Annotated in this window: 19 protein-coding genes; 4 read left to right on the forward strand and 15 right to left on the reverse strand. The window is 36.8% G+C overall.

The annotated features are described in order from the left end of the window. The 4 genes from J1E28_RS02425 to rfbA form a co-directional block, all read right to left on the reverse strand. On the reverse strand, nucleotides 1–407 hold a 407-nt coding region (locus J1E28_RS02425), incomplete at its 3' end, for an FdtA/QdtA family cupin domain-containing protein (protein ID WP_291026353.1). Between the two features lie 2 nt (nucleotides 408–409). After that, nucleotides 410–997 (reverse strand): acyltransferase, encoded by a 588-nt coding sequence (locus J1E28_RS02430; protein ID WP_291026354.1) that lies wholly within the window; start codon nucleotides 995–997, stop codon nucleotides 410–412. Then, complete coding sequence (gene rfbB, locus J1E28_RS02435) at nucleotides 994–2,010, reverse strand: dTDP-glucose 4,6-dehydratase (protein WP_291026355.1); 1,017 nt, start codon at nucleotides 2,008–2,010, stop codon at nucleotides 994–996. Before rfbB ends, J1E28_RS02430 begins: the two co-directional genes overlap by 4 nt. 5 nt (nucleotides 2,011–2,015) lie before the next feature. Further along, nucleotides 2,016–2,894 (reverse strand): glucose-1-phosphate thymidylyltransferase RfbA, encoded by an 879-nt coding sequence (gene rfbA / locus J1E28_RS02440; RefSeq protein WP_291026356.1) that lies wholly within the window; start codon nucleotides 2,892–2,894, stop codon nucleotides 2,016–2,018. 423 nt (nucleotides 2,895–3,317) lie between these two features. On the opposite strand from rfbA, the gene J1E28_RS02445 reads away from it, so the two are divergent. Continuing rightward, nucleotides 3,318–4,817 carry an MBOAT family O-acyltransferase gene (locus tag J1E28_RS02445; RefSeq protein WP_291026357.1) on the forward strand — a complete coding sequence of 500 codons (1,500 nt, stop codon included), beginning with the start codon at nucleotides 3,318–3,320 and terminating at the stop codon, nucleotides 4,815–4,817. A 9-nt stretch (nucleotides 4,818–4,826) separates the two neighbouring features. Further along, a complete protein-coding gene (locus J1E28_RS02450; protein ID WP_291026358.1) occupies nucleotides 4,827–5,942 on the forward strand; it encodes a hypothetical protein in 1,116 nt (371 codons plus the stop codon). Between the two features lie 207 nt (nucleotides 5,943–6,149). On the opposite strand, the gene J1E28_RS02455 is transcribed toward J1E28_RS02450, so the two are convergent. After that, nucleotides 6,150–7,241, reverse strand: coding sequence for a DegT/DnrJ/EryC1/StrS family aminotransferase (locus J1E28_RS02455; protein ID WP_291026360.1), 1,092 nt, complete (start codon nucleotides 7,239–7,241; stop codon nucleotides 6,150–6,152). A gap of 187 nt (nucleotides 7,242–7,428) precedes the next feature. On the opposite strand from J1E28_RS02455, the gene J1E28_RS02460 reads away from it, so the two are divergent. Together J1E28_RS02460 and J1E28_RS02465 are read left to right on the forward strand one after the other, a co-directional pair. Then, entirely contained in the window at nucleotides 7,429–8,424 is a 996-nt protein-coding gene (locus tag J1E28_RS02460; RefSeq protein ID WP_291026361.1) for a CNNM domain-containing protein, read from the forward strand. 29 nt (nucleotides 8,425–8,453) lie between these two features. Continuing rightward, a complete protein-coding gene (locus J1E28_RS02465; RefSeq protein ID WP_291026362.1) occupies nucleotides 8,454–9,506 on the forward strand; it encodes a CNNM domain-containing protein in 1,053 nt (350 codons plus the stop codon). A 3-nt stretch (nucleotides 9,507–9,509) separates the two neighbouring features. Here J1E28_RS02465 and J1E28_RS02470 read toward each other — a convergent pair whose 3' ends face one another. From J1E28_RS02470 to trxA, 10 genes are all read right to left on the reverse strand, one after another. Beyond that, a complete protein-coding gene (locus tag J1E28_RS02470; RefSeq protein WP_291026363.1) occupies nucleotides 9,510–10,454 on the reverse strand; it encodes a cysteine synthase family protein in 945 nt (314 codons plus the stop codon). A gap of 3 nt (nucleotides 10,455–10,457) precedes the next feature. Next, on the reverse strand, nucleotides 10,458–11,609 hold the full coding sequence (locus J1E28_RS02475; RefSeq protein WP_291026364.1) for a PLP-dependent aspartate aminotransferase family protein: 1,152 nt from the start codon (nucleotides 11,607–11,609) through the stop codon (nucleotides 10,458–10,460). 13 nt (nucleotides 11,610–11,622) lie between these two features. Continuing rightward, a complete protein-coding gene (locus J1E28_RS02480; RefSeq protein WP_291026365.1) occupies nucleotides 11,623–12,399 on the reverse strand; it encodes a cystathionine gamma-synthase in 777 nt (258 codons plus the stop codon). A 46-nt stretch (nucleotides 12,400–12,445) separates the two neighbouring features. Next, entirely contained in the window at nucleotides 12,446–14,221 is a 1,776-nt protein-coding gene (locus J1E28_RS02485; protein WP_291026366.1) for a hypothetical protein, read from the reverse strand. After that, nucleotides 14,218–14,757 carry a HyaD/HybD family hydrogenase maturation endopeptidase gene (locus tag J1E28_RS02490; protein ID WP_291026402.1) on the reverse strand — a complete coding sequence of 180 codons (540 nt, stop codon included), beginning with the start codon at nucleotides 14,755–14,757 and terminating at the stop codon, nucleotides 14,218–14,220. The genes J1E28_RS02485 and J1E28_RS02490 overlap by 4 nt, the downstream gene beginning before the upstream one ends. After that, nucleotides 14,757–15,515 (reverse strand): Ni/Fe-hydrogenase, b-type cytochrome subunit, encoded by a 759-nt coding sequence (gene cybH, locus J1E28_RS02495; protein ID WP_291026367.1) that lies wholly within the window; start codon nucleotides 15,513–15,515, stop codon nucleotides 14,757–14,759. The genes J1E28_RS02490 and cybH overlap by 1 nt, the downstream gene beginning before the upstream one ends. A gap of 9 nt (nucleotides 15,516–15,524) precedes the next feature. Beyond that, on the reverse strand, nucleotides 15,525–17,255 hold the full coding sequence (locus tag J1E28_RS02500) for a nickel-dependent hydrogenase large subunit (RefSeq protein ID WP_291026368.1): 1,731 nt from the start codon (nucleotides 17,253–17,255) through the stop codon (nucleotides 15,525–15,527). 10 nt (nucleotides 17,256–17,265) lie between these two features. Beyond that, nucleotides 17,266–18,426, reverse strand: coding sequence for a hydrogenase small subunit (locus tag J1E28_RS02505; RefSeq protein ID WP_291026369.1), 1,161 nt, complete (start codon nucleotides 18,424–18,426; stop codon nucleotides 17,266–17,268). Between the two features lie 202 nt (nucleotides 18,427–18,628). Further along, a complete protein-coding gene (locus tag J1E28_RS02510) occupies nucleotides 18,629–20,227 on the reverse strand; it encodes a sulfatase-like hydrolase/transferase (protein WP_291026371.1) in 1,599 nt (532 codons plus the stop codon). 204 nt (nucleotides 20,228–20,431) lie between these two features. Beyond that, nucleotides 20,432–20,752, reverse strand: a complete 321-nt coding sequence (gene trxA, locus J1E28_RS02515) for a thioredoxin (protein ID WP_291026372.1) — start codon at nucleotides 20,750–20,752, stop codon at nucleotides 20,432–20,434. Between the last annotated feature and the right edge of the window lie 125 nt (nucleotides 20,753–20,877).

The following is a 20,877-nucleotide window of genomic DNA, read 5'->3' on the forward strand; positions in this document are numbered from 1 at the left end:
TGTATTACCCCCCCCCCCATTAGATTTTTATAGGCTTCATAGTCATAAATATACTCATTTTTATCATAGTAGGTATTAGCCAAAACAAGCAAAATGCAATTTTGAGAAAAATCAAACATTTCTTTCCACAGCATTTTGCCTAGATAAAGCCCCTTTTGTGGGCTATCTAAAACAAAAATTTCTTGTTTTTTTCCATTATCAACCTTTACTTTGCAGCTACCATTTAAACAAATCATTAAAAATTCTGAATTTTTATTTGCGTGTTGCCCTCTCACTCTATGGGGCAAAACATCAAAGATATAAAAAACTCTTTTAATCTCAAAAGGGCAATTTGACTCTTTTTGGAGAGCAACCAAAATAGAATCTTTATCGCAAAATCCTTGTAAATCAATCATTTTATACTGCATTTTTATTCCTGTTCTATTTTTCTAATCAGTCTTGCAGGATTCCCCGCGATTAAAGAATTATCCTCAAAAGAATGCGTTACTACACTTGAAGCAGCTACTACGCAACCTCTCCCAAGCCTCACGCCTTTTAAAATAGTAACATTAGAACCAATAAAGCAATCATCATCTATATAAATATCTTTGCTTTTAATTTTTTCTCTATTATTTCTATCCTTAATGCTAAGTCCGTGAAAATCTGAACTCGTTGCAGAAAAATTTACCCCTATCAAACAATTTTTCCCAATATAAATATTTGCTTTTTCCGCACACATAAGAAAATTATTATTAATAGTCGTATGGGAATTTATCATTATATCCCCCCCCCCCCTTACTTCTAAGTGATTATAGGCATTGAAAAAATGAGGTGAAGGAAAATATCCCAAATGCACACTATCTGCGATTTTTATTGCTCCACCATTGTTTGTAGTGAGAAAAATCGTGGGCGAATTGATTTTAAATTTGCCTTTAATTTTGTAATTAGACAATATTTTTTTAAACCAAAAAATACGAATCTTGTAGAGTTTCTTTACGATTTTGCGAATAATTTTCATTGATATTTCTTTATATACCATTCTATAGTTTTTCTAATGCCGTTTGTAAAGCCCTCTTTGCTCTTAAAGCCAAGTTTTTCTTGAATCTTACCTGCATCAATCGCATAGCGTCTATCGTGCCCGGCTCTATCTTGCACAAATTCTATTAAAGAGGCATAGTTTTTACCATTTTTTCTAGGCACAAGAGTATCTAAAATTGCACAAATTTCCTTAGCAATCTCAAGATTTTTCTTTTCACAATTTCCACCTATATTAAAACTCTCTCCAAAAAACTCACTATGAAATACCTTATCAATACCCTCACAATGATCTTTCACAAAGAGCCAATCCCGCACATTTTGCCCATCTCCATAAATAGGAATTTTCTCCTCTCTTAAAGCCTTGCGTATAATCGTAGGGATAAGCTTTTCATCGTGCTGTTTGGGACCATAATTATTCGAGCAGTTTGTGATAAAAGTCTTTAGCCCATAAGTGTGATGAAAGCTTCTTACAAGCATATCACTCGAAGCCTTTGAGGCACTATAAGGGGAATTAGGTGCATAGGGGGTGGATTCTGTAAAATATCCTCCTTTTTCCTCTAAAGAGCCAAAAACCTCATCGGTGCTAATATGATGAAATATGCAGTTTTGCTTGTCTTTTTTGGGACTTAAAGGAGCATCAAACCAAGAAAGATAAGCTTGATGTAATAAATTAAAAGTCCCATTAACATTGGTTTTAATAAAGGCACTAGGATTAGCTATGGAATTATCCACGTGAGATTCTGCAGCAAAATGAATCACGCTATCAATAGTATGGGTATCAAAAATTTCTTTCACCAATGCTTCATCACAAATATCGCCCTTGATAAAATGATAGTGTGGATTTGTTTCTACTTCTTTGAGATTGGCTAAATCTGCGGCATAGGTAAGGGAATCTAAGTTAAAAAGCTCATATTGGGGGTATTTTTGTAAAAAATATGCAATAAAATTACTGCCTATAAACCCAGCTCCTCCTGTAATTAATACCTTTCGCATTGATTCTATCTTCCCTCTTTTATCACATTTAAAAGATATTGCCCATAACTGCTTTTATTAAGAATCTTCGCTCTCTCAAGCAATTTATCTTCATCAATCCACCCATTAGCATACGCAATTTCTTCTATACAAGCAATCTTATAGCCCTGCCTTGCCTCTATGGTTTGGACAAAACTTCCTGCTTCGAGCAAACTATCGTGTGTTCCTGTATCAAGCCACGCAAAACCACGATGTAGTATTTGCGCCTTAAGTCTTTTTGCTTTTAAATACGCGATATTCACATCAGTAATTTCAAGCTCTCCTCTTGGGCTAGGCTTAAGCTCTTTAGCAATACCAATCGCATCATTATCATAAAAATAAAGCCCAGTAGCTGCAAAATGACTCTTAGGATTTTGTGGTTTTTCTTCTAGGCTTAAAACCTGCCCATTTTTATCAATCTCAACAACACCAAAAGCTTGAGGATTTTTAATATGATAGGCAAAAATTGTCGCTTGGTGATTTTTAGTGGCTTTTTTCGCATCATCTAAAATCGGGCTTAGTCCCTGCCCATAAAAGATATTATCGCCTAAAATCAAAGCTATTTCATCTTTTCCTACAAAATTTTCAGCTAAAATAAGTCCTTGTGCTAAGCCATCAGGGCTTTGCTGCACGCAATATTCAAATCTCACTCCTAGCCAATCCCCATTTCCAAAGATTTCTTGGAATCTCACTATATCCTTAGGCGTAGAAATGATGAGGATTTCGCGGATTTTAGCAAGCATCAAAACAGATAAAGGATAATAAATCATAGGCTTATCATAAATAGGCAAAAGCTGTTTGCAAAGTGCAATCGTGCTAGGATATAGCCTTGTTCCACTTCCTCCTGCTAAGATGATACCTTTCAAACCTGCTCCTGCGTTATTTAATGTATTACTGAGTAGAAATTTGGAGAATACCAAAAAATTACTAAGATTAAGCTTTATTTACCATTAAATATAAAGCCTTGTCGAGTGCTTTGTCGCCATTGATGTATTCTAATGCGCGGTGATAATTCTCTATAATCGCGCTAAGCCTTTGTGTGTAGTCCTGCTCATTGCATTGCTTTAAAATTTTTTAGATTGCTTCGGCAAAAGCCTTGCAATGACGGAGAGAAGTTTAATGGTGGAGAAAAGTTAATGTAAAGGGAAGTTTTTAAGGTTTAAAACTCACATTCATAAACTAAAATCTTGCTTGAAAATTAATTTTTTAAAAAATATGTGAAATTGATTAAAAAAAAAAAAAAATGATATAATGCGTTTTTATTTCATTAAAGATTATAAGGCTATATTATGGTATTTTCCTCTTTTGCTTTTATTTTTATCTTTTTACCCTGTGCTTTGCTAGGATTTTATATACTCAAAAGTCTTAAATTTTATCAATTCGCTAAAATTTTCTTAGTAGGTGCGAGCTTTGTTTTTTATGCGTATTGGAAGCTTGAATATCTTTTTATCTTGCTTTTTTCGATTGTGGTGAATTTTTTTATCGCCAATATGATTTTAAACAAACGTGTAGGGGGTGGGAGAGCATTTATTTATACAGGTGTGATTTTTAATCTCGCACTTTTGGGCTTTTTTAAATACACTGATTTTCTCTTAGAAAATTTCAATCTTTTTTCCAAACTCGTAAATTTAGATTTTGAGATTCCATTACCACATATACTCTTACCTTTGGCTATTTCATTTTTCACCTTTCAACAAATTGCTTTTTTAGTTGATTGTCATAAAAAGGCTAACGATGCGGATTTAGAAAATAAACACAGGATTGATTTTGTAGATTATTGTTTATTTATCAGCTTTTTTCCTCAACTCATCGCAGGTCCAATTGTCCATCACAAAGAAATGATGCCTCAATTTCACGCTCTTTTAAATACTAAAAAAGAACTTGTAAATTGGGAATTAATGGCTAAGGGTTTGTTTATCTTTGCTATAGGGCTTTTCAAAAAAGTTTATATTGCAGATTCCTTTGCTGTGTGGGCAAATGCGGGTTTTAGAGTCGTAGAGAATGGAGAGTTTTTAAATATTATAGAAGCGTGGGCAACAAGCCTTTGCTATACATTCCAGCTTTATTTTGATTTTAGTGGGTATTGTGATATGGCAATAGGCTTAGGACTCTTTTTTGGCATAGTTTTGCCGATTAATTTTAATTCGCCTTATAAATCCCTCAATATCGCAGATTTTTGGCGAAGGTGGCATATTACTTTGGGGAGATTTTTAAAAGAATACCTTTATATCCCTTTGGGTGGCAATCGTTTAGGCAAAATTATTAATCTTAGAAATCTTTTTATCGTGGCATTTTTGAGCGGAATTTGGCACGGAGCGGGTTGGGGATTTGTGATTTGGGGGCTTTTACACGCTTTTGCAATGATACTTCATAGAATTTATAGTTTTTGGGTAGAGGGAAGAAAATTCTTAGAAAACAAAATTTATAGAATTTTGGCGTGGTTTTTAACCTTTAATTTCATCAATATTGCTTGGATTTTCTTTAGAAGTGAAAATTTACAAGGGGCGATAAATCTTTTAAAATCAATGTTTGGTGTAGTTTGGGTGGAATTGCCTTTTAAATGGCACAGAATGAGAGAAAGCCTAGAAAATATCAGCGGGAGCAATGAAACCTTAATTTTTATTATTATTGCCTTTGTGCTATGTTTGGTTTGTAAAAATAGCATAGAACTCAATAAAAATTTCACTCCAAATAAAAAAACTATGGTTTTTGTGAGTTTGCTTCTTGTCATAAGCCTTTTTACCTTAGTTGCAATCCCTTATGTTGAGTTTATTTATTTTAATTTTTAAGGATTTTTTATGAATATTTATAAAAAATGGGTGATTTTAAGTTCATTTATTCCCTTATTTATCTTTATGGCTTTATCTGCTTTGTTTTATATTTATGACCCGCTTCAGCTTTATCACAAGCCTTATTTTAGAAAAGAAACTTTTGTGAAAGATAGGACTCAAGCTAAGAAAATAATCGACCAATATAATTTTGATTCTATTATCTTGGGTACTTCAATGCTTCAAAACACTTCGCTTAAAGAATCAGCTAATAAGTTGGGTGGAAAATGGGTGAATTTATCTATTGGAGGTGGTACAGCCAATGAAAGAGCAATTATTTTAGATTATGCTCTCAAAAAGAAAGAAATTAAAAATATCATCTATTCTTTAGATGCTTGGGTGGGTGATAGAGTAGCCGATACAAGATATTTTGAAGCGATTTATAATGACAAAAATAATTTTTTTGTTCCTCTTGGGATATATATAAATTTTAAAAATCCTAAATTTTTGTTTTGTGCTTTAAGTTATTCTTTAGAGGAGGAATGCGTAGGAAAAGAATATGATGATATAGAAAAACTAACAAGCTGGATTGATGATACAACTCAATATTTTGGAGGATTTGACAACTGGAAAAAATATTTAGAATCAGATAAATATAAAGCAATGTATATTGATACAATGAAACAAATAATTGCCTCCAAAGGATTTAATCCTTCAAGCAATATTGATATAAGATTAAATAAATCTGTTTTGCAAAAATATCTCCTCAGTTTTGTTCAAGAAAATCCAAATACTAATTTTTATTTTATTATCCCAACTTATTCAAGATTGGCTCATCTCATTGGTGATTCTTTTTATAGAGAGACTTGGCTTAAATGGTTTATTGTAGAAACAAGTAAATACCCTAATGTGAAAATTTATGGCTTTGATGATTTAGACTATGCGGATAATATCGCAAATTATAAAGACCCACATCATTATAATGCCGATATGAATTTGATGCATCTTGATGCGATAAAAAATAACACCCACATTCTTACGCCCAAAAATATGGATAAATACTTTGAAATTATGGAAGAAAAGATAAAAGCTTTTGATTTAGAGCCTTTTAAACAGAAGGCAAAAGAGGCTTTAAATGAAAATTAAGACTTAATTTAGTTTTGATAAAAAGATATAAAAACACTCTTGAAACCACAAGGAGTGTTGTTTGTGTCTCTATACCCTCTTGTTAAACTTCTTCTCACAAATCTTTGCCTAGTTTTTTATAAATCTCTTTAATATAAGTCTCTATCTCAAATTTTTTTATAAGCTCCAAACTCTTTTGGTAAGTATTCAAGCCGAAGATTTGCATCGTTACCCTCTAAACGCATTTATAGCCGCGATAACTTCACTCACTTGCTCATTGCTCATTACCGGACTTATAGGGAGCGAAAGCACTTCTTCGTGGATTTGCTCCGTGATAGGCAAATGCAGATGATTGTATTCCTTGTAAGCTTCTTGTTTATGTGGCGCGATAGGGTAGTGAATGAGCGTTTGAATCCCTTTTTTTGTTAAATACTCCTGCAATAAGGCACGATGCTTTGTGCGCACGACAAAAAGATGCCATACTACCCCTTCCTCGCTTCCTATATGCGGGAGTGTGATGAGTGGATTATGAATCTTTGCACAATATTCCCGCGCAATCTCCCTACGCCTTTGATTATCACTATCTAAGGTTTTGAGTTTAATACGCAAAAATGCCGCTTGAATCTCATCAAGCCTTGAGTTTATCCCCGCATACATATTGACATATTTTTGATGCGAGCCATAATTTGCCAAAGCTCTTATTTTATCTGCTAATGCTTTATCATTAGTCGTTACACAGCCTCCATCACCCAATGCGCCTAGATTTTTTCCCGGAAAAAATGAGAATCCACCCGCATCGGCTAGATTCCCTACCTTTTTGCCTTGATATATCGCGCCGTGGGCTTGAGCGCAGTCTTCAATCACTACGAGTTTATGTTTTTGAGCCAAAGCCCATACTTTTTCCATTTCAACCACTCTTCCATACAGATGCACCACCATAATCGCTTTGGTTTTTTCTGTAATATGCGCCTCAATCAAATCTACATCGATGTTGTAGGTTGAAAGATTAGGTTCGACAAATACGGGCTTACAAGCATTATCAGTAATGGCTAAAATACTTGCTATGTAAGTATTTGCAGGGACGATAATTTCATCATTTGCGCCAAAGCCATAAGCTTTTATGATGAGCCTTAGAGCATCTAAGCCATTGGCACAGCCTACACAATATTTTGTCCCACAATATGCGCTAAATTCATCTTCAAAGCTCTTGCACTGCTCACCCAAAATATACCAACCACTTTGTAGCACCTTGCTAAAAGTAGATTCTAGCTCGTCTTTCAATCGCTCATTGATAGCTTTCACATCAAGAAATGGAATCATTTCTGCCCCCTTTAGCTATTAAATGTTTGACATTGTATCATATTATCAATCTTTGTCTTTTGTTTTCTAAGAGAGCGATTGTATTTTGATTCTTTATTTTTCTTGCATTATGTTATAATTGCTTCCTTATTTTGATTCTAAATGTTTGACATTTCAAAGCTAATGAATAGAGGATAAAGAGTTTCTAATGGGTTTGCTTATTGCCTATTTTTTACTTGCAATCAGTATTTCTTTTGTATGCTCCATTTTAGAGGCGGTGCTTTTTTCTGTTACGCCGCCTTTTGTGGAGAGCTATCCTAAACTTCACCCAAGAAGTGGAAAGATTCTACAATATCTTAAGGCAAATATTGATAATGCCATTGGTGCAATTTTAATTGTGAATCTTTTTGCAAACACGGTGGGTGCAGCAGGTGTGGGAGCGCAAGCGGTAAAGATATTTGGCGAGGCTTGGCAAGGAGTAGTTGCTTTTGTGATGACTATAAGCATTTTATATATTTCAGAAATTGTGCCTAAAACCATTGGCGCGACTTATTGGAAAACCCTCATTCTCCCTTCTTGTTACATTATTTTAGCTCTTTATTGGATTGTTTTTCCTTTGGTATATGTTTCACGCATTATTACGCGATTATTTAAAAATAATGCCACGAATCAAATGAGCCGTGATGAGGTGCTAGCTGTAATGGAGCTTGGCGAAAAAAGCGGCTCTATAAATGAGCTAGAGGGAGATATTTTAGAGCATCTTATTGAGCAAAAGACTTTGAGTGTAAAAGATATTATGACGCAAAAAAAGCAGATTTTTGCGCTTGATGAAGAAATGAGTGTTAAAGAAGCTATCAAGGCTACAAAGGAGCATAAATACTCGCGTATCCCGCTGTATGCAGGGGCAAAAAATAATATTTGCTCACTTGTGTATCGCAAACATATCCTTCAAGCAATGCTTGATAAAAAAAAGAAAAAGCCACTTAAGCATTTTGCTAAAGAAATCACACAAATAAATGAAAATATGAATCTACTTGATTTATTGGAGCAATTTATTAGTAAAAAAGAGCATTTATTTGCAGTGATTGATACTAGAGAAAATCTTGTAGGTATCGTAAGCCTTGATGATGTGATAAGTGCTACTTTGAGTGTGGGCGATACACAAGCTGACCTTACGCAAATAGGCAAAATAAAGGCTACATAAAATAGCTACACAAAAGGATTAGAGAACTTATGGGATTACTTATTTTATATTGCACAATCGCCATTGTTGTATGCTTTGTATGCTCTATTATGGAATCTGTCTTCCTTTCTATCACGCCCTCATATGTTACAAGCTATGAGAAGAAAAACCCCAAAATTGGCGGATATTTAAGGTATTTAAAAAATAATGTTGATGATGCAGAGGGTGCAATTTTAGTGCTTAATACCTTTGGTGTTACAGCAACTTCCACAGGTGTGGGGATTGAAGTAGCGCGCATTTATGGCTTGGAATGGGAGACTTTTGGGGCAGTATTGCTGACAATCGTGCTTATTTATGTATGTGAAATTTTCCCAAAGACTCTAGGCACGACCTATTGGAAAAGTTTTGCACCTATTGTAACACTTGCCATTCATTATTTGCTTAAAATCACCTTTCCTTTTGTGTGGATAGCAAGATTCATCACGCGTTTTGTTAAGCCAAAAGTAGATAGCAACCCCATAAGTCGTGAGGAGATTCTCGCAGCAAGTCAAATTGGACATAAAGGTGGTTCAATTAGTGCGCGTGAGGAAAATATTATTGAAAATCTCCTTGAACTTAAAAAATATCAAGTGATTGATATACTTACTCCTCGCAGTGTTGTCTTTGCTCTCTCGCACGATATGGAGATAGGGGAGGTTTTAAAGCTTGAGGAGATTTACCATCACGCTCTCATTCCTATTTATGAGGAGAGCCTTGATAACATCATTGGTATTGTCTATGCGCAAGATATTTTAGAAGAAGGCATTAAAAAGGAAAAAGAAAAGAAAATGTATGAGCTTATCTCTCCTGTACATACGATTGCGCTTGATGTTTCGGTTTTGCAGCTTTTAAATCTTTTTACTCGCAAAAAAATGCGACTTTTTGTGGTGCAAGATACTTATGGGCAATTTGTTGGTGTGGTAACACTTGAAGATGTAATTGAGACACTTTTGGGAGAGGAAATCATCGATGAATTTGATATGGCTGCTGATATGCAAAAATTTGCGCGAGAGAAAATCAAAGGTTATCGCTTAAAATACCTTGCGCGTCTTAAGGGAGATTAGCTCTTAAGTAAGCTGCATACGAGCAACAACGCTATGATTGAAATAGCGACTAAAATCATCAGCAAAAAGCGTTACAATGATAGAATCTTGCACTTTTTGGGCAAGCTTAAGAGAGGCACTTATGCACGCCCCTGATGAGATTCCCACCAAAAGCCCCTCTTGTCTTGCAAGGATTGTAAGCCCCTCACACGCTTCCTCATCGTTGATTTTTTCTACTCTATCAATGAGTGAGGTATCCATTGTTTGAGGAATAGAATCATTGCCAATCCCCTCAATATGTGCGCAGCCCTCACTTTTGCCGCCAATTACTGAATTAATAGGATCACAAAGCACCCCTTGTATGCGCGTATCTTTTTCTTTAAAATAGCGCATACAGCCACTAAAGCTTCCACCACTTCCCGCACCGCAAACAAAATAATCAAAAAGGGGCGAATGTGCATTTTCAAGGGTTTGCATATCGGCATAAATCTCTGTGGCAGTGGTAAGATAGTGTGCGTATGGATTGCGCGGATTCTCAAATTGATGTAAGCTAAAAGCATTTGGCGTAGTATCAAGGAGATATTTTGCCTTATCTATCGCTCCTTGTATGCCCTCTTCTTTGGGAGTATTAATCACTTCTGCACCAAGCGCTCGGGCAAGGATTTGTTTTTCCATAGAAAATTTATCAGGTATAACAAGCTTTGCTTTACAACCAAAATGTTGCGCAACAAGGGCAATGCCAAGCCCTGTATTCCCCGCAGTTGCCTCAATTACCACAGAATCTTTCTTGAGTTTGCCCTCATCATAGAGCTTTTGAAAGATATAGAGTGCTACACGATCTTTCACACCCCCTGCGGGATTGCAATACTCTAATTTAGCAAAAATACGATTATTGTTTGGAATTTTTATGCGCCTAAGCTCTAAAAGTGGCGTATTGCCGATGAGTTGTAGGCTTGAGCTAAAAATCATATTTTATCGCTTTGATTGAGTAATTGCCTGATGTATATCATCAAGCAAATCTTGAGCGTATTCTATGCCTACTGATAGGCGAATAAGATTTTCTTTGATGCCTAAGCTCTCGCGTATATCTTGCGGGATTGAGGCGTGTGTCATTGATGCAGGGTGGCAAAGAAGTGATTCTACCCCGCCAAGACTTTCAGCTAATGCGATGATAGAGGTTGATTTGAAAAAGATTCTGTAATCATAGTTATTTTTAAGCTCAAAGCTTATCATACCTCCACCACCTCGTGCTTGTGAGCTTTGAATCTTATAGCCCTCATCACTCGCTAATCCCGGATAATATACTCTCTCTACCGCCTCGTGTTGGCTCAAAGCCTCTGCAAGGAAAAGTGCATTTTCACAATGTCTTTGCATACGCAATCCAAGTGTTTTTATACCTCGTATCAAAAGAAAACTATCAAAAGGAGCTAGCACACCGCCGATGCTATTTTGTAAAAAACCAATTTCTTGGGCAAGTGCTTCGTCATTGACAACTACAAGCCCGGCGATAAGGTCGCTATGCCCACCAAGATATTTTGTTGCTGAATGTAAGACGATATCAATGCCAAGATTCAAGGGTTTTTGTAAGTAGGGCGTCATAAAGGTATTATCCACAATGCTTAATATGCCCTTTTCTTTACATAAAGCTGCCACTTGTGCGAGGGGTGTAACATTTAAAAGCGGATTTGCAGGGCTTTCTATAAGCACAGCTTTTACATCTGCCGTAATGGCTTTTTTAAGCGCATCTATATCTCTTGTATCGATGATTTTATAGCCTATTTTGAAACGTGAGAAAACTTTATCGAGGATTCTAAAAGTGCCGCCATAGATATTACGCGAGATAATCACACAATCTCCGCTTGAAAAAAGGCTCAAAATTGTGCCAATTGCCGCCATACCCGAAGCAAAGGCAAAGCCAAATTTTCCATCTTCGCATTCTGCAATAAGGCTTTCAATCCCATCGCGAGTGGGATTTTTTGTGCGAGAATATTCATAACCTTTATGCTCACCTAGCGCACTTTGGGCATATGTGGAGGTTTGATATATCGGGCAATTTACTGCACCTGTGTGTGGGTCTGTGGTTGCTCCGCCGTGTATAAGGAGTGTATCAAATGTGCTTTTCATTATAATAATACCTTTATTTGCAAATATATTTGACTTGAACTTTTGCTGTAATTTCTTGTTCTTTGGGCGTAGGAAGTTCCCAGCTTGTATCGGCATAGCTTGTAGTATTGCTTGATTCAGCGCGAGTAAGGGCAAATTTGGGCTGTATAAGAGGTGCGTTCATAGAATCTGCACCCGAGAGGATACATTTTTTATTGACAATACGAGAATAATCCCCTTCTTTTTGCTTTGCAAATGTGAGTGCATTTTCAAAGGCTTTATCCTGTGCCTCTTGTAAAGATTCGGGTGTGGCAATGATATTGACATTTGGCGCAAGGAAACTCAAATATTTGTTTTTATTGATTTTTTTGTCAATATCAGCAACAAAGCTATCATATTCTTTCTTTTTTTTGCTTGGCACATTGCATTCGAGATTAAAATTAAGCGTATAGCCCACTGTGTCTCTTGCCGCGCCATCTTTGTATTGGATATTAGGGCGTAAATCGTGATTGCCTCCCTCACATAGCTCTTGTTTTTTACTAAGACTGATAATATCATTAAGCGTATCGGCAATATCTTTTTTGGTGCTTGGTTCTATCTCGCCACCCTTACGCAGAGTATCGCTCTCTGTAATGCGAATATTTGCTTTGTAGGCATTAGGAATAATAGCTTGCGAGATAGATACGCTTTTATAGAGGCAAAGCGCATTTTGTGGGCATTCATTACCATTGAGGGCGGTATTTTCACTGCTGCACGCGCCTATTATAAAAGTTACAAATCCTAGAATTAAGACAGAAAAAACAGATTTCATTTTTACTCCTTTATAAAACTTGGCAATTATAGCTATTTTGGGTAACCTACTCGTAATCAATAAAACCATCTTTGGGGAGAATAAGCTGTATATTTTTAGGTAGATATTCTAAGAGTTTATCAAGGAAAATATAATTTTCTAGCATATCTCCAAGCAAGAGGACTTTATCAATATTAAGATTGGTAATGCAGTCCCTCACAAGTGTGGCAACGAATTCACTCAAAGAATCTATGATGCCAAAGCTTAGAACTTCATCTTCCATATTGGCACACTTAAAGCTAAGGCAGGAGCGGATAATGCGATAATAATCAAGCCAAATGCGATTATCTTCGCGCAAAAGTTTATAATCAATGCGTGGTCCCCTCTCTCGCACAAAACGATAGGCATAATAAAAAAGCGTATTTTTATTGATAGCGTGAGCTTTGGTTTTATTTTGTAGTCCTAAAACAAGGGCGCAAGTATCAAAAATATCGATAAGATTGCGTGTGGGACGAGATTCAGCGGGTAGCTCAAAAAGAGTAGATAGAATCTGTGGAAAACGCGCTCCAAAATTTTTTAAAAGTTCATCGCCACTTTCATAAGAATGAATAATTTTCTCACATATAAGTTGTGGGTTATTTTCAAAGTCAATGTCTAAAAGGACTCTAGGGGGCTGATTGGGGGATTGATGTGAAATAAGAAAAGCACTTGGGTGCTTGGTGCTAAGGTAAATAATCAGGTGAGAATGTGTAGAATCCGTGCCTAAATGCGCATCTATGAGAGATTGGAATGTGTTATCTTGTGCAATATGTGTATCAATAAACATACCATTTTGCGCAATGCTTAGAATCTGTTCTTTAGGGGTAGGGGAGTGTAAAAAATCAAAATCTGCCTCTTCTTGTGTATGAGAGAGAAAGAAATAGCCTATTTCATCTTGTAAAAGCAACGCACCAAGAAGAGCTAAAGGCATATCATAGGGCAAACCAACTTTTACCAAGCCATATTCATTAAGAGGAAAGAGAGATTCAAATACTTCTTTTGGCACAAGGTGAGTAAGGGGCTTTTCAAAGCTTGCCAAAATATCTATGCGGGCTTGATGTGTGCGAAAATAGGTTTTGAGTGAGCCAATATCGCATAAAATGGTTGTATGCGTGTGTGCATTGGGTGTAAGAGAGAGTAATTGTGTGCCACGTGATGTGCAAAATACCTTTTGCTCTCCAGCTTTTAGGGAGCGGATTATATCTAAAAAATAAGCTTTATCTTGCTTGGCAAGAGGCTTGTGTGTAGGAGCATTAGTGGGATTGAGCATTGCAAAAACATCACTTGTAGGATTTAGAATCTGCTGTGTTTGCAAGGGCGTGTAATAGTAAGTTTTGGGTGTTTTAAAATGCGCAAGTATATTTTGCTCATCGTGTAAGCTAAGATTCTGTGGGGATTCTAATAGGGCAAAGGGCAGGGCGTGAGCAAAAATATCTTTAAGGGAATCTGCAGATTTTACATCATCAAGGCTATCATAGAAAGCTTGTGATGGGGTAATAGGCGTGAGCTGTATAAAAGAAAAATAAAGTGAGAGCGGTAGAGCGTGAGCCATATTGTTTGCAAAGGATAGAATCTGTTGGGCATAGTTTATATCATCTTTGATAAATTGCTCTAAAGGGCTTGTGAGAGTGGATTGCTTATGAGATTGTATAAGTGTATATAAGTCTGGTATGAGGCAATGCGTATGCTGATTATGCGTATAAAAAAAGGCATTTAAATGTAAAGTGTGAGCTTGATGAGCAAGGATATAGAAAAAAAAATCTTCGTCAGTGCTTGTATTAGAGAAGCAAAAATCATAAATCATTCATAACCTCGAAATGAACCATTAGCAACTTCTTGCAAATCTCTATTATCGATTCTTTGGGCGTGGATTCCATTTTCTGCTAAAAATTCTAGGGCAAGTTTTTCCATTACTTTCGCTCCCTCTTTTACAGGCTCTGAAAGAGTAAAGGCTGTATCTTCACCAATAATTTCAGGGATAATACCAATAATTTTTACAGGAGGTAAATCACCATTGATAGCTGTTAAGCGCAGGGTTTGGAGCATTTCAACTTCGTGCGCACTCCCCGCCCAAGTAATGATTTTTGGAACATTGTCAAAATCAAAATAATACACTTCGCCAATATGGGCGTTATTGACACTGACACAATCAAGGATTAATACTTTGTCATAAGAAGTAATGAGGGGAATAAGCATAGTAGCGAGTGTGCCACCATCGACAAAATCCACCTCATTTTCACCGCTAAAGCGATAGTTTAGCTTTAAGAAATTGCTTAAATGCACCCCAATACCCTCATCGCCAAAGAGGATATTGCCGATGCCAAGCACAAGAATTTTCATCAAACTTTTACATCTTCAGTATAGCGCATACCACTTACTATAGCATCTACACCGCCATTTGGGTATTTTAGTGAATTCCATACTGCCATATAAATATGCACAGGGATAAAAATCACAAATGCCCAAGTGAGAATATGATGTATGTTTCGCACATTTGCCAAGCCACCACAAAGCACCTCTACCCATTTGAAACAAAATGCCAAAATCGCACCCAGTCCATCTCCATAAACATTATAGTATAACACTATACCTGTAAGTGAAATAAGAAGCACAAGTATAGCAAGGAAAAAGTATGTAACAAATTGCAATGGGTTATATGCGCCATTAATGTGTGGGTGAGCGCCTATAAAAAGATAAGCTTTAAGCTGTCCAATCCATACTTTTGGATCTATAACTTGCCCAAAAGAAATTCTCTCTGGCAAAGATTTTTTATCAAAAATAAAGAGATAGATTCTAAAGCAGGAAATAGCAATAAGCACAAAGCCCATAATCAAATGCACATTGCGGATATAGGCTTGAAGATATGAGGTGTCTACCGCACCCATTTGCTGCTCAATTACCACTTCTCCTTTTATGCTTCCTTGCAATGTAGCTTGTGTTACATCTGGTTGAGACATAAGAAATGGATAAGCAATATAGAATCCTGTGGCAATGAGCGAAAAAATACACAATGCTCGTAGCCAGTGAAACAAACGAGTGAGTCCTGAAAACTCCTCGTGCATATGGAGTTCTTTTTTAAACATTTCAACTTTGTTCATATTGCCTCCTTAGCGAAGTCTCGCAAAAGATGGTTCTACCTTATATTGACTAAGCTCATTACCTTGTGTATCCATTACGTGCACTGCACAAGCGATACAAGGGTCAAACGAGTGAATGTGGCGGATAATTTCTAATGGTTGTGTAATATCTTTAACTTGAGTGCCTATCAAACTCATCTCATAAGGCCCTTTTTGTCCTTTAGAATCTCTAGGTCCTGCATTCCAAGTAGAAGGCACAACAGCTTGATAATTTTCAATCACACCATTTTTGATGCGCACCCAATGGCTCAACATTCCTCGAGGCACATTGCCAATGTATCGTCCTTTATAATCTTTGTTCTTATCAATAGCATAAGTTGCACAAGTGTTTTTATCGCCTGCAGCAATATTTGCTACAAGTGCATTGAAAGCCTTAATGCCATTGTCTGCTACAACCTTGCACTCAATTGCACGAGCCGCAGTTCTGCCAAGTGTGCTAAAAATCGCTTCTACTGGCAGTCCTGTAACACTTAAGAGCTCATCTACAACTTTTACAATCGCTGGATTTCCACTTGCATATCCTACAACCACACTAGCAAGAGGCCCTACTTCCATAGGTTCTCCGTCATATCGAGGTGATTTAATCCAAGAGTATTTGCCATTTTCATCAATAATTTTAGAATCCACAAGTTTGCCATTAGCTCCGATTGTTTGAGCATCTCTAAAGCCTGTGTATTTAGGATTTGTCTTACCATCATAGGGGTGAAGAGGCTCATTATCTTCATACCAAGAGTGTGTAGCTTCCTCTGTGATTTTGCTTTCATCAATAGGATATACTTTGCTTAAATCACCATCTTTTACAATACCGCTACTAAAGAGCCATTCATCTTCGCCTACTTGCATTTCTTGGAAGCTAATAAAATTCTTTAAACCACAACCTTTCAACACAGAATCTTCGGTTTTATAAGCTTCTGCTGCCATAATAATATCTGCCCAATACGCACGATTTACAAATTCTACCACTTCTTTATATTTGCTCAACCAATCACCCAATCGACTAGGATCTAAAATATCCATCACAGAAGTTACACCACCAACGGTAAGGCTTTGTGGGTGTGGGTTTTTCGCTCCAAAGATTGCCATCATTTGCGCTACAACGCGTTGCACCTCAAGAAGTTTGAGATAATGCGAAAGAACAATAAGATTTTGTTCTGGACTAAAGCGATAAGTCTTATGCCCCCAATACGCATTTGCAAAAGGTCCTAATGCACCTTGTTTAACAAAAGCACCTACTTTTTCTTGCACAGCTTTAAGATCATTTTCGCCTGTGCAAATAGGATTCGGACTATATTTGAATGCAAGCTTTGCTGCTTTTTCACAATCAGCTTGAAGTGCAGAGGTAATATCGCACCAATCAAGTCCGTGTAGGGTATAAAAATGCACCGCGTGATCGTGCAAGAAAAGCGAAATATTCATTAGCGTGCGTGTAAGAATTGCATTGAGCGGGGGTTTGATGCCAAGCGCGTCTTCCACTGCAGTAATACCTGCTTTATAGTGAGAAAATGTGCAGACACCACAGATTCTTTGTACGAGAAAGCCCGCATCGCGTGGATCACGATTTTTTACAATGGTTTCTAATCCTCGCCATAGTGTTGAAGTAGAAAACGCATCAGTAATTACATTATTATCATCAACAATCACTTCAATGCGTAAATGCCCTTCGATTCTTGTAATTGGATCTACTACTATACGTTTTGTCATTTTTTACCCCTTATTTTGCTTTTTGTGTTGAACTAATAATGGCGTGTGCAGCAATACCCACTGCTGCTACTCCAAGTATTACAGAACCGATTGTATCAGCTGTTTTATCTGCACCCATTCCATTGAAGTTTGTCGCATAAAGACGATTGCCAATAGGTTCTTCAAATGGATTCATCGTATCCCAGAAGTTTGGCTCACTGCAGCCTATACAGCCGTGCCCTGCACCAATAGGCCAATTTGTATGTTGATTAAAACGTAATTTTGAGCAATTATTGAAAGTATAAGGTCCTTTGCAGCCAACTTTATAAAGGCAGTAACCTTTTTGTGCGTTTTCATCGCCAAAATGTTCTACAAATTGTCCTGCGTCAAATCGCCCTCTGCGCTCACATAAATCGTGGATTCTTAATCCATATGCCCAAGTGGGGCGATTATACGCATCAAGTGTAGGCAATTCACCAAAGAGAATAAAATGCAATACATTGCCCACAATATTTTTTTCACTTGGTGGGCAGCCAGGCACATTAATTACTTTACGATTTGTAATCTCACTAAGAGGCATTGCATTTGTTGGATTTGGATAAGCTGCTTGCACCCCACCAAAGCTACTACAAGTTCCAATAGCAAAGATTGCTTTTGCATTTTTTGCTGCTACTCTCGCTTCTTCTGCACCTGTGCGTCCGTGTGCGCCGATAGTGAGGTAAAATTCACTGCTTCCTTTAGGGATACCACCCTCTACCATAAGTATATACTCACCTGCATATTTTTCAATCGCATTTTCAAGGTTTGCTTCTGCTTGCCAACCAGCTGCTGCCATAACGGTTTCGTGATACTCTAGGCTGATGTAATCAAAGATAAGAGAATCTATACTTGGCGCATCAGTTCGCAATAAACTTTCGCTACAACCGGTGCATTCTGCCATATGTAACCATACAACAGGGAGGCGATTGGCGAGTTCAGCAGCTTTTGCTGTAAGTGGTGCAAAAGTCGCAGGAAGCGCAAGCGCAGCTGTCATCATACCAGACCATTTGATAAAGTCTCGGCGTGAGAATCCTTTTGATTCTAACTCTTTGAATAAATCCTTGTCTGCTCTGTGGGCAGGAAGTTTTGAGAGCTGTTCAAGTCTTTGAGAAGCTTTTTGAAACAACTCTTTTTGTGCATTTTGTGTCTTCATAGCAGTCCCTTCTTCACTTAAATGTTGTTGCTGAAACATTTATGATTCTATTACTATTTTTAATTTAATGGGAATTCAAAATGTGGAAAGATAGAATATTTCTCAATAAAAGTTACTAAAAGTAATTGTTTTGAATTATTCATATAAAATAAAAAATTGTATGAAATTTGTTTAAAAAATTAAAAATAATGATTATTAAATATTATTTTTTAATAGTATGGTGATACAGAATATCAAGATTCTTATCATAATCTTGCGTTTGAATCCCAAGCAAAGTAAGCAGAGTATGGAAAATATAATCGTGGCTTAGTGTAGCATCTTTTTTGTTTAAAGCAAGGGTAGGGGTATTTTCCCATTGATTATTAAACCACATTATTGAGGGAATATGTATTTGATATTTTGGGGCGAGAGTATAGCCTAATCCCCCGTGCATATATTGCCCAAGCTCCCCCAAACTTTCGCCGTGATCACTCACATACCATAGCATTGAGCGCATTTTGACTTTTTCTAGTATATGTATCATTTGCGCTAAAATCCAATCATTATAGAGGATTGAGTTATCATAAGCATTAACAATCTCTTCGTGAGTGCATTTTGATAATTCTTTTTCTTTACATACAGGAGTAAATGTTTCAAATTCTAAAGGATAGCGATTGGTATAAGAAGCTCCGTGGCTACCATAGCCGTGCGCAACAATAAAGGTATTTTGTTGCTTTTTTTGTGCATTTTCTACGATGTGGGCTATATCAGGAAGCATTATACTATCAAGGCTATCACTTGGATAAATAATAGTATGTTTGATATTTCTATCACAGCCTCCCACGCATTTGCCGCCATTATTGCCCAAATACCATACCTCATAGCCTACATCTTGTGCAATATCAAGGATATTATTGACATAGAGGGATAAATTGCGGTGAGTGTAGGATTGATGTGTGTAGTGTGTGAGCATACAAGGAACAGAAATAGCCGTAACCACTCCGCAGGAGTAAAAATTTTTAAAACTTATCACATTGAGGGCGCTTGTGTAGGGATTTGTAGGTTTATCATAGCCATTGAGCGAAAAATTTGCACTCCTTGCACTTTCACCAATGACAAAAAGCACGATTTGTGGTGGCGTATTTGCATTCAAATGCGCATCTTGAGCTACAAGCATAGGTGCAAAGTCGTGTTCTTGTAAATGTTGCACATAAAGAATTGCAGAGCGAATGGGCGCGATAGGATTAGGCTTATCTGCTAGGCTTTTTTGTGCTTTAAAAACAAATACAATGTCCTTACCCCAAGTCATATAGCTTAGCGCAATAAGCGCACTTAAAATCCCTAGTATTAAAACTTTTTGTTTGCAGGATTTTTTAAATGTGAGCCGTTTTAATTTTAAAAATCTAAGCACAACACAAGGCAAAATGCCAAATCCTAGCACATACATTACAAGTCCAAAATTAATCATATCAAAGACTTCATCTGTATGTGTCTCTACCACGCTTTGTATGATGTCTTCATTAATGCTTATACCTAATGAATCCATATAATATGCACATACGCTACTTAAAAGTAGGACAAATCCTAGCACATATTTGACACTTAAGCGCAAGCTTAGAATCTCAAGCGCAAGAGTTAAAATTAATATATAGACGATTTTTCCACAAAAGATAAGATAAGTAAAGCCTGTTTGTGCAGCGACTTCATCAAATGTAGTATAAAAAGAATAATTAAGGCATAAGGTAAGGAAAATTGCACCACCGAGCGTAAGCCAATGGTAATTGAGTTGAAAGGAAAAAAGTTTTAAAAAAATCGTAACCATAAGAGAGGAGTGATACGAGATGTTTTTGCACCTTACCTTATAATACTATTTTGTCGTAACCCATTGGGTTTAAGATTTTAATCTTGCCCAAGACTTGGATTGCGAATTCTGTTATTGCCATTAATATGCAACGATGTTTCTTGTCTAGATTCTATTTTTTAAGAATCCTAACGAGCACCGCTATAAGGCAAGTGTGCAAATATCTTAGAGGAGTGAATCAAGCTTTGCGCGAATATCATCTTCAGATTTTGCGCCTGTTACTTGCTCTTTAATTTCTCCGTCTTTGAAAAAGAGGATTGTTGGGATATTTCTAATGCCAAAGCGTTTTGAAAGCTCGGCGTGCTCATCAACATTGACCTTGCATATTTTTGCTTTCCCCTCATAATTTTCAGCAAGTTTGTCGATTACAGGAGTGAGCATTTTGCAAGGATTGCACCAAGGCGCCCAAAAATCCACCAATGCAACGCCACCACCCATAACTTCTGCATCAAAACTATCATTGCTCAATTCTATATACTTAGCCATAATAAGCTCCTTATTTTTATTTAAAGATAATTAAACGCTGATACAACCGCGCTTAAACACAATGTAGCAACATTTATGTTTTCATTATACATTGCTTTATTCAACAAAAGTTTATCTTTATGAAG

It is taken from the genome of Helicobacter sp. (genome assembly GCF_022511165.1).
Classification (GTDB): Bacteria; Campylobacterota; Campylobacteria; order Campylobacterales; family Helicobacteraceae; genus Helicobacter_C.

Coding starts and splice junctions, on each gene's coding strand:
- J1E28_RS02430 (WP_291026354.1), bottom strand. CDS start 997: ATGAAAATTATTCGCAAAATCGTAAAGAAACTCTACAAGATTCGTATT.
- rfbB (WP_291026355.1), bottom strand. CDS start 2,010: ATGCGAAAGGTATTAATTACAGGAGGAGCTGGGTTTATAGGCAGTAAT.
- J1E28_RS02445 (WP_291026357.1), top strand. CDS start 3,318: ATGGTATTTTCCTCTTTTGCTTTTATTTTTATCTTTTTACCCTGTGCT.
- J1E28_RS02450 (WP_291026358.1), top strand. CDS start 4,827: ATGAATATTTATAAAAAATGGGTGATTTTAAGTTCATTTATTCCCTTA.
- J1E28_RS02455 (WP_291026360.1), bottom strand. CDS start 7,241: ATGATTCCATTTCTTGATGTGAAAGCTATCAATGAGCGATTGAAAGAC.
- J1E28_RS02460 (WP_291026361.1), top strand. CDS start 7,429: ATGGGTTTGCTTATTGCCTATTTTTTACTTGCAATCAGTATTTCTTTT.
- J1E28_RS02465 (WP_291026362.1), top strand. CDS start 8,454: ATGGGATTACTTATTTTATATTGCACAATCGCCATTGTTGTATGCTTT.
- J1E28_RS02470 (WP_291026363.1), bottom strand. CDS start 10,454: ATGATTTTTAGCTCAAGCCTACAACTCATCGGCAATACGCCACTTTTA.
- J1E28_RS02475 (WP_291026364.1), bottom strand. CDS start 11,609: ATGAAAAGCACATTTGATACACTCCTTATACACGGCGGAGCAACCACA.
- J1E28_RS02480 (WP_291026365.1), bottom strand. CDS start 12,399: ATGAAATCTGTTTTTTCTGTCTTAATTCTAGGATTTGTAACTTTTATA.
- J1E28_RS02485 (WP_291026366.1), bottom strand. CDS start 14,221: ATGATTTATGATTTTTGCTTCTCTAATACAAGCACTGACGAAGATTTT.
- J1E28_RS02490 (WP_291026402.1), bottom strand. CDS start 14,757: ATGAAAATTCTTGTGCTTGGCATCGGCAATATCCTCTTTGGCGATGAG.
- cybH (WP_291026367.1), bottom strand. CDS start 15,515: ATGAACAAAGTTGAAATGTTTAAAAAAGAACTCCATATGCACGAGGAG.
- J1E28_RS02500 (WP_291026368.1), bottom strand. CDS start 17,255: ATGACAAAACGTATAGTAGTAGATCCAATTACAAGAATCGAAGGGCAT.
- J1E28_RS02505 (WP_291026369.1), bottom strand. CDS start 18,426: ATGAAGACACAAAATGCACAAAAAGAGTTGTTTCAAAAAGCTTCTCAA.
- J1E28_RS02510 (WP_291026371.1), bottom strand. CDS start 20,227: ATGGTTACGATTTTTTTAAAACTTTTTTCCTTTCAACTCAATTACCAT.
- trxA (WP_291026372.1), bottom strand. CDS start 20,752: ATGGCTAAGTATATAGAATTGAGCAATGATAGTTTTGATGCAGAAGTT.